Annotated in this window: 3 protein-coding genes; 2 read left to right on the forward strand and 1 reads right to left on the reverse strand. The window is 65.6% G+C overall.

The features are described 5' to 3' along the window. Positions 1 to 95: 95 nt before the first annotated feature. On the reverse strand, positions 96 to 1,055 hold the full coding sequence (locus ABZV00_RS37695) for a hypothetical protein (protein ID WP_355615415.1): 960 nt from the start codon (positions 1,053 to 1,055) through the stop codon (positions 96 to 98). Positions 1,056 to 1,254: 199 nt separating this feature from the next. Here ABZV00_RS37695 and ABZV00_RS37700 point away from each other — a divergent pair, with 199 nt between their 5' ends. Then, the gene (locus tag ABZV00_RS37700) at positions 1,255 to 1,575 is read left to right on the forward strand and encodes a hypothetical protein (RefSeq protein WP_355615418.1); all 321 of its coding nucleotides are present in this window, start codon (positions 1,255 to 1,257) and stop codon (positions 1,573 to 1,575) included. Between the two features lie 243 nt (positions 1,576 to 1,818). Next, positions 1,819 to 2,220, forward strand: a complete 402-nt coding sequence (locus ABZV00_RS37705) for a VOC family protein (RefSeq protein ID WP_355615421.1) — start codon at positions 1,819 to 1,821, stop codon at positions 2,218 to 2,220. Positions 2,221 to 2,355 lie beyond the last annotated feature (135 nt).

Here is a 2,355-nt window from a genome sequence, read left to right on the forward strand (position 1 = left end):
GAGATCGACACTTCGGAAAAGTCACTTCCCGGACCCGCCACACCCCAGCCTAGAACAACCCTCGCCACGGCCTCTTGACACAGAGGGGTGCCAGATCAGTGCACATGAGTGCGACGGTGGCTGTAAGCGACGATCACGTCGTAGAGAGCGTAGGAGTGCGGTCCGCCGAGCCAACGGCTGAGGTACTCGGATTGAATTTCGCCGGTGAGCAGGCCGACCAGTGTCGCGGAGAATCCGACGCGGTACTGCTCCCAGTACGGCCCTCGTTCCTTCAGCACCACAGGCCAGTCGTCAGGCGCCGTGCCGGGCCTGACGTGCCAGAAGAGGAAGTCACCGTTGACGGAGCTCCCCCACGAGATCAGGTTGTCACCGGGCTCGAACCAGGACGGGACATCTTCACGGTTCGGTGTCCAACGCGATGCGTCACCCAGCGGCCAGTCTCCGGACCAGTTGCCAGGCCCCGCGAAGTCGAGGCGGACGCACTCGTGCGCCCAGGTGTTGTGTTGCACCAGGTCCGCCCAGTCGTGGGCCGCGTCAGGGGCGCAGACGATGACCTGGTCATCGACGGAGCCGGCGCTGTACGCGTCGACGAACATCTTGTAGTCGTCCGGAAGCACAACGCCCAGCTCTGTCTCGGCCGGCGACCAGTCGCATCCGGTCTCGGCTGCCGTGGCGAGCGCTGGCAGACCCAGAATCTGGGACAGGCGTTCAGTGGCGTCGACCGGCCGCTGGAGCCTTTCGCCGGCCCGGCCGCTGTCGTCGACGAGACGCTCGCCGGAGACGATGTCGGCGGGCCTTAGTAGGTCGCCACCGACGCCGGTGACGATGGCGAATGACCCGGTGAGCTCAACCACGACCAGGTCCACATCCCGCGGCTTGCGGCCGTGCTCGCGGCAGGCACGGTCGAAGCGGTCTCCCGGGCGAGCCCAATGCCGCGGGTGATAATCCGGCTCACCCTCCAGCCGCCAGCCTCCCGGCACTGCCTGGACCGACTCAACGGAGAGGCTCAGACACTCCCTACGCACAAACGGTATCTTGCACGGCTGGCGTGGCACCCGTTATCCGGCCCCACCATTTTCCACCGACATCCGCTCTTCGGCAGATCAGGATGCCGAGCGGTAGCCACGCTCCGCCACGCGCGGATCGCGGCAGTTGAGGACGCGCGAGGGCCCATTTGCGAGGGGCCGTGGGAGGAGCCGATCGCCTCGTGCGGCAGGGGACTCGCCGTGGCAGGGTCGCTCTACGATGGCCTGCATGCTGCCGATCGAGGATGATGCACTGCTGGGCATCCGGCGGAGCGCGGTGTACCGAACCGCCGTCTGGTTGGCTCGCGTGGCCAACCTTGTGCTGCTTCCGGTGGTTGTCTGGGGCATCATCTCCGTAGCGCAGATTGCGCCCACGCTGCCGCAACCGGTCTTCATGGGGGCCTGGGCAGTCGGCTGCGTGACACTCGTGCCCGCCGTGGTGCTGTTCTACCGCTCCGGCATCCCCTTCGAGCGCAGGGGCTTGACCTGGGTCACCGACAAGCGTGTTGGCAACGCGATCCTTCGGGATGTCTTTTGGCTCCGCCGCTGACGAGCAGTGGTTCTCGCCAAAGCCGTACCCGCGACAGCCGTACCCGCGACGGAGAGGCAGGCAACGGCTCATCGGCACGACCGTGCGCCGGCTTGACCCGGTTGTCGTGACGCTGCATAGCGCGCGGTCGGCGGCAAGAGAGGATGTTTGATCATGGGGTGGCGCGTCGAGATGAGCTGTCTTGACTTTAAGCAAGGTTCAGCTTGCAGCCTGATCGTCAATCGTCTGGACGGAGCTATCTGAATGATCGACCCGAACGTAAGTATTCGCCTCGCCCGGCCCACCCGGGACCTTGCGGCGGTCGAACGCTTCTATGTGCAGGGGCTGGGACTGGAGGTGCTCTACCGGGCTGCGGGCGGCCCCGGAGAACATGACCTGCTGATGCTGGGCTGGCGCGGGGCGTCATGGCATCTGGAACTGGTTGGGGGCCTAAGCCTCTCCGTGCAGCCGACACCGACGAGCGAAGATCTCCTTGTGCTCTATCTGTCCGAACCGATCGACGACGCGCTCGTGGCCCGCCTTGAACAGGCCGGCGGCAAGCGCGTGTCCCAAGGCGCGTACTGGGATCGGTGGGGTATCTCGGTCGAAGATCCGGACGGTTATCGCCTCGTCCTTTCCAGCCGCTCGTGGTCCAACGCCGCGTAGTCGCCAGACAGCCCCCCAGCGGAAGGACAACGCTCGCTCTGCGGCAGATCCGGACGTCTGGGTGTCCCCTTTGGCTGGAGCGAGCTTGTCCTATCGCTGTGCTCTATTCCCGTCATGCATGTCGTCGTCACAGGC

The organism is Micromonospora sp. NPDC005173 (assembly GCF_040608515.1).
Lineage (GTDB): Bacteria > Actinomycetota > Actinomycetes > Mycobacteriales > Micromonosporaceae > Micromonospora.